The organism is Nocardiopsis lucentensis DSM 44048, assembly GCF_000341125.1.
Taxonomy (GTDB): Bacteria; Actinomycetota; Actinomycetes; order Streptosporangiales; family Streptosporangiaceae; genus Nocardiopsis; species Nocardiopsis lucentensis.
Window position 1 is genome coordinate 1 of record NZ_ANBC01000808.1, and the last position, 5,179, is coordinate 5,179.

Annotated in this window: 5 protein-coding genes and 1 pseudogene; 4 read left to right on the forward strand and 2 right to left on the reverse strand. The window is 72.2% G+C overall.

Annotated features, from left to right (window positions below; all coding sequences use genetic code 11):
- Window positions 1-190, reverse strand: a pseudogene (locus D471_RS36655) (hypothetical protein); the annotation flags it as partial.
- 554 nt (window positions 191-744) lie between these two features.
- Here D471_RS36655 and D471_RS41020 point away from each other — a divergent pair.
- Together D471_RS41020 and D471_RS0128260 are read left to right on the forward strand one after the other, a co-directional pair.
- Window positions 745-1,011, forward strand: a complete 267-nt coding sequence (locus D471_RS41020) for a hypothetical protein (protein ID WP_017601730.1) — start codon at window positions 745-747, stop codon at window positions 1,009-1,011.
- A 76-nt stretch (window positions 1,012-1,087) separates the two neighbouring features.
- Entirely contained in the window at window positions 1,088-1,657 is a 570-nt protein-coding gene (locus tag D471_RS0128260) for an RNA polymerase sigma factor (protein WP_017601731.1), read from the forward strand.
- A gap of 128 nt (window positions 1,658-1,785) precedes the next feature.
- Here the strand turns inward: D471_RS0128260 and D471_RS0128265 are convergent, their stop codons facing one another.
- Entirely contained in the window at window positions 1,786-2,316 is a 531-nt protein-coding gene (locus D471_RS0128265; protein ID WP_193789801.1) for an inorganic diphosphatase, read from the reverse strand.
- 75 nt (window positions 2,317-2,391) lie between these two features.
- On the opposite strand from D471_RS0128265, the gene dacB reads away from it, so the two are divergent.
- Window positions 2,392-3,780 carry a D-alanyl-D-alanine carboxypeptidase/D-alanyl-D-alanine endopeptidase gene (gene dacB, locus D471_RS0128270; protein ID WP_026128160.1) on the forward strand — a complete coding sequence of 463 codons (1,389 nt, stop codon included), beginning with the start codon at window positions 2,392-2,394 and terminating at the stop codon, window positions 3,778-3,780.
- 259 nt (window positions 3,781-4,039) lie between these two features.
- Window positions 4,040-5,119 carry a zinc-dependent metalloprotease gene (locus D471_RS0128275; RefSeq protein ID WP_017601733.1) on the forward strand — a complete coding sequence of 360 codons (1,080 nt, stop codon included), beginning with the start codon at window positions 4,040-4,042 and terminating at the stop codon, window positions 5,117-5,119.
- Window positions 5,120-5,179 lie beyond the last annotated feature (60 nt).

Here is a 5,179-nt window from a genome sequence, read left to right on the forward strand (position 1 = left end):
CGGCCCCGCGCGCGGCCGCGACCAGGCGGCCGATCGTCGGCAGGCGGCGTTCGTTCAGGTGGGCGTAGCCGGACCGGCGGCCGGCGTCGACCACGTCGCCGATCCCCTCTGGGGAGACCCGGGCGGGGCGGGCGGGAGCGGTCGCGGGAGCGGATTCGGCGCGGAGGGCGGTGGAAGCCTGCTGGAGCATCGTGGGAAGATCCTTCACGTGCGCGCGCCCCGGCGGCGGGGGCGCGCTGATGTCGTCGATGGGCCCCGGCGAGCCGAGGCGGCGGGGGTGACCGCCGGGCGCGCGGACGCGGAGGCGGGACACCCCGGGCGGATGCGGGCCGCCGTCAGCTCACACGAGAACGTGGACGGGGCGGACACGCACCGGGTCGGTCGGGCACGGGCGTGCGGGCACGCCCGGCGGAGCGACTCAGCGACGACAACACGGACACGCCTCGACGGCCAGGTGGCAGGGGGCCCCGGGGGCCGTGCGAGCCATGGCGTCGGCGGACGTGTGCGGATGCATGGTTCCAAGGAGACCAGCAAAGTCCTGGAGGAGTCAAGCGATCGTGGGCAAACGCGCGTGTCGATCGTCTCACCCGGTCACCGCCCCGGGCGTGTTGCGGGTGGCGTCGCGTGGTGGTGACATGTGGAGCCCGTGGGCGGCGTGTGAGCGACGCCGGTACGGGACCCTCCCCATCCCCCAGCCGCAGTGTCAGGAGTGGCCGTGATGGCATCCGCCCCCCGGGAACCCAGGTGAGTCCGGGCGCACCGGGCCTGTGGGCGCGTGTCCTCGTGCGCGCGCTCGTCGTCGCGGCCGCCGGGGTGATGGCTCTCGGTTTCTTCGGTCCAGGGGCGGCGGTGCTGGTCGCGGGGCTCGCCACGCTCACGTACGTGCTCCTGTGGCTGCGCGGGCACACGCTGACCCGCGCCGCCCGGCAGCCCGCGTCCACGCCGTACCGGGGACTGGATCCCGGCGGGGCGGTCGACGCGGCCGACGGCGGTACCGAGCGTGACGGCTGAGTCGGAAGGCGCGGAACGGGGGGTCTTTCCGCAAAGGGGAGAAGGGCGTGTCGCGCGCGGCGTAGATTCTAGGTCTATGACGGACCGGGATCTTCTCCGCGCCCTGCGCTCCACCAGCACCTCGGAGGCGGACGCCTACGCGTACCTGCTCGACTCCTACGGGGACGAGCTGTACCGGAGCTGCATCCTGGTTCTGCGCGACCGCGACACCGCGCACGTCGTGCTCCGGGACACGCTCATCGTCGCGCACGCGCACATCGGCCACCTTCGGGACGCCGGCCGCCTGCGGGAGTGGCTGCACGCCCTGGCCGAGGTCGAGTGCGCCCGGCACACGCACGGGAGCGCCCGGCCGGAGCCCGCCGAGTCATGGCGGATGCCCGAGCACACCGAGCTCGTGCGGGCCCGAGTGCTCAACGGTATGACGGGGCCCGCGCTCGACGGTTACCGCGCGCACGTCACCGCCCGCGCCGACCACTTCGGCAGGGACGGGTTCCCGCTGCCCCCGGCCACCCGTTTCCTGGCGCGGGGGTTGGTCTCCCAGCTGCCGTTCCTGGTGATCCTCCTGGCCGCGCTGCTCGTGATCATGCTCGCCGGGTACCTCATCGCCGGGGGGTGGGAGATGGCCCAGCCCCTGCTGCCCCGCTGACGGAACCCGTCTCGGGACCCGCCGGGGCCGCTCAGGCCGGACCGGTTCGGCCCCGGACACGACGACGGCCCGGCGGGGGAGTCGCTCCCCTGTCGGGCCGTGGTCGGAACACCGGGCGGAACCGGCTGCTACTTCTCGTCCCCGCTGGTGGAGATGTGCGAGCGGTCGCCGTGCACACCGGCCTCCTCGGCGCGCTTGACCGAGGCGATGATCTCCTGCTCGGCCTCGTGGCGGCCGACCCAGGTGGCGCCCTCGACGGACTTGCCCGGCTCCAGGTCCTTGTAGACCTCGAAGAAGTGCTGGATCTCCAGGCGCTCGAACTCGTTCACGTGGTGAATGTCACGCAGGTGCTCCTGGCGCGGGTCCGTCGCCGGGACGCAGAGCAGCTTGTCGTCGCCGCCCGCCTCGTCGCGCATCCGGAACATGCCGATCGCGCGGGCGCGGATCAGGCAGCCCGGAAACGTCGGGGCCTTGAGCAGGACCAGGGCGTCCAGGGGGTCGCCGTCCTCGCCGAGGGTTCCCTCGACGAAACCGTAGTCGGCGGGGTAGGTGGTGGAGGTGAACAGCATGCGGTCGAGACGGATACGACCGGTCTCGTGGTCCACCTCGTACTTGTTGCGCTCCCCCTTGGGGATCTCGATCGTAACGTCGAATTCCATGCTGATCTCGGCTCCCATTGCGACTAATGTCGCCATATAACTACAACGTCTGGCCGCGACACCGAAGGAGGGCAGGTGCCCAGGGTGCGACGGGTACGAGGCGAGGCCTTCCTCGCACTGGCCCTGCTCAACATATTCGTGCTGGTCGCCGGTCTGGTCACCCTCGACGTCATCGAGGCGCGGCCCGTTCCGGCGGAACCCGCCCCGGTCACGGACGCGGAGGGCGTGGCGGCGGTTGAACCCGCGACCTCGGCTCCGGCCGACCCGGGCAGGATCGCGGACATTCTCGATGATCCCATGTCCGGTTCCGGGCTGGAGGAGGGCCTCTCCGGTTTCGTGGTCGACGCCACCACCGGGGAGACGCTCTTCGAGCTGGCCCCGGACACCCCGGTCACCCCGGCCTCGACCACGAAGATCGCCACGGCGGTCACGGTCCTCGCCGCCGTCGGCCCCGACCACGTGCTCCACACCGAGGCCTACCTCGACGCGGAGCGGGACCGGGTGGTGCTGCGGGGCGCGGGTGACGTGACACTGACCGAACGCGCCGACTCCGCAGCTTACCCGCAGGTAGCGACCCTGTCGGAGCTCGCCGACCAGACCGCGGCGGCCCTCGCCGGCCTCGGGCTCGACACGGTCTCCGTCGGGTACGACGACTCCTACTTCACGGGTTCCACGCTCGGCCCCGGCTGGAAGCCCAACTACGTCACCGAGGGCAGCACCTCGCCCGCCCACGCCCTGATGGTCGACAGCGGCTGGGACGACGAGAACGCCGACGGCGTGATCGACGCCACCGAGGGCCGGGCCTACGACCCGCCCCTGTACGCCGCCGAGGCCTTCGCCCGCCAGCTGGAGCGCGCGGGGGTGTCGGTCGAGGGCGACCCGACCGAGACCGAGGCGGTCGGCGACGTCGTGGCCAGCGTCGCGTCGGCGCCCGTGTCGGCCCTGGTGGAGCACATGCTGCTGGCGAGCGACAACAACATGGCCGAGGCGCTCGGCCGGGTCGCGGCCGAGGCGATGGGGGAGGAGACCTCCTTCGCGGGCGCGGCCGCCGCCACCCACCGGGTGATGGCGGACCTGGGCGTCGAGGACGTGGAGCTGTCCGACAACAGCGGCCTGAGCACGAAGAACCGCATCTCCCCGCGCGCTCTGGTCGAGCTGCTCCGGATCGCCTCCGACCCCGACAACCCGGAGTTGAACGCGGCCCTGACCGGTCTGCCCACCGCGAACTCCACCGGCACGCTGGCCAAGAACGGGCGCTATGGCGAGTACGCGCCCACCCACGACGCCGCCGGTCTGGTCCGGGGCAAGACCGGCACGCTCAACGGGGTGAGCACCCTGGCCGGGACCGTCCGCGACCAGGACGGCCACACCTTCTACTTCGCGTTCATGGCGAACGACCCGGGTGCGCGAGGGTCGCTCCTGGACACCTTCGCCGCGGCCCTGGCCCGCTGCGGCTGTTCCTGAGCTGTGTTTGTTCGGGGCCTCCGCTTCGCCTTGGCCCGCCCGTCGCCCGCCACCAACCCTCAAACGGACGCCTACGGCGCACACCTATCCATAAGAACCCTGCCGACGCCCGAACGACGAACCCCCTGGGGTCTCCGCCCCGTTTCGGACCCCGGGCGCCGGACGGGGTGGTGATGGGGGATCACCCTGGCCCCTCCCGGAATTCGTCCCCCGATCCCCGTGCCGCGAGGCGACGCGTGGGTAGGCTGGCGGTGTGACTGTGATCGACTGGGACGTAGCCGTCAACACCGGTGTCCGCCTCGTCCGCCCGGGGCCGCAGGTGGACCTCTCCGACGCGCGGCAGGCCGTGGCGCAGTTGCGCGAGCTTTCCAACGTGGCCGCCGGGCACGTGCGCGACTTCACCGGGATGAACCCCCTCGAACCCACCGGACCCGCGGTCGTCGTCGACCGCCCCGGCTGGATCAAGGCCAATGTCGACGGGTTTCGGGTGGTACTCGAACCCGTTCTGGAACAGATGAGCTCCGAACGGCTGAACAACGGCACCGCCGCGGCCCTGACCTCGGCGGTCGGGCCCCGGATCACCGGGGTCCAGCTCGGCGCGGTGCTCGCCTACCTGGCCGGGAAGGTCCTCGGCCAGTACGAACTCTTCCTGCCGCCGGACCCGAGCGGCCACGCGCCGACCGGCCGCCTGACCCTGGTGGCGCCCAACATCGTCAGCACCGAACGCGAGCTGGACGTCGACTCCCGCGACTTCCGCCTGTGGGTGTGCCTGCACGAGGAGACCCACCGGATGCAGTTCACGGCCACGCCGTGGCTGCGCTCGCACGTCCAGGACCTGATGCGCGAGCTCCTGCTCTCGTCGGAGATGGACGCCGCCGACCTCATCGGACGGCTCCGCTCCGCCGGTGAGGCCGTCGCCGACGCCGTGCGCGGTGGTGACGCCAACCTCATCACCGCCTTCCAGACCCCCGAGCAGAACGAGATCATGGACCGCGTCACCGCGGTCATGAGCCTGGCCGAGGGACACGGCGACTACGTCATGGACGCCGTCGGCCCGGAGGTCGTGCCGAGCGTGGAGCGGATCCGCGCCCGTTTCCAGAAGCGCCGCGAGGCCGCCAACCCCCTCGACCGGATCATGCGCCAGCTGCTGGGCATGGACCTCAAGATGCGCCAGTACGAGGAGGGCGCCGCGTTCGTCGGCGCGGTGGTCGCCGAGGTCGGCATGGCCGAGTTCAACAAGGTGTGGACCTCGCGCGAGACCCTGCCCACACTGGCCGAGATCCGCGACCCGAACGCGTGGATCGACCGGGTCGTGCGCCCCGCAGCCATCGCGGAGTGAGCGGACCGCCCCCCGCCGTGGCCGCCGTCCGTTCGGCGGTCCGGCGGGGCCCGGCCGACC

What these genes read in the sequence shown, in the direction of transcription:
- D471_RS0128260 (WP_017601731.1), top strand. Translation starts at nt 1,088, where the DNA reads ATGACGGACCGGGATCTTCTCCGCGCCCTGCGCTCCACCAGCACCTCG.
- D471_RS0128265 (WP_193789801.1), bottom strand. Translation starts at nt 2,316, where the DNA reads ATGGAATTCGACGTTACGATCGAGATCCCCAAGGGGGAGCGCAACAAG.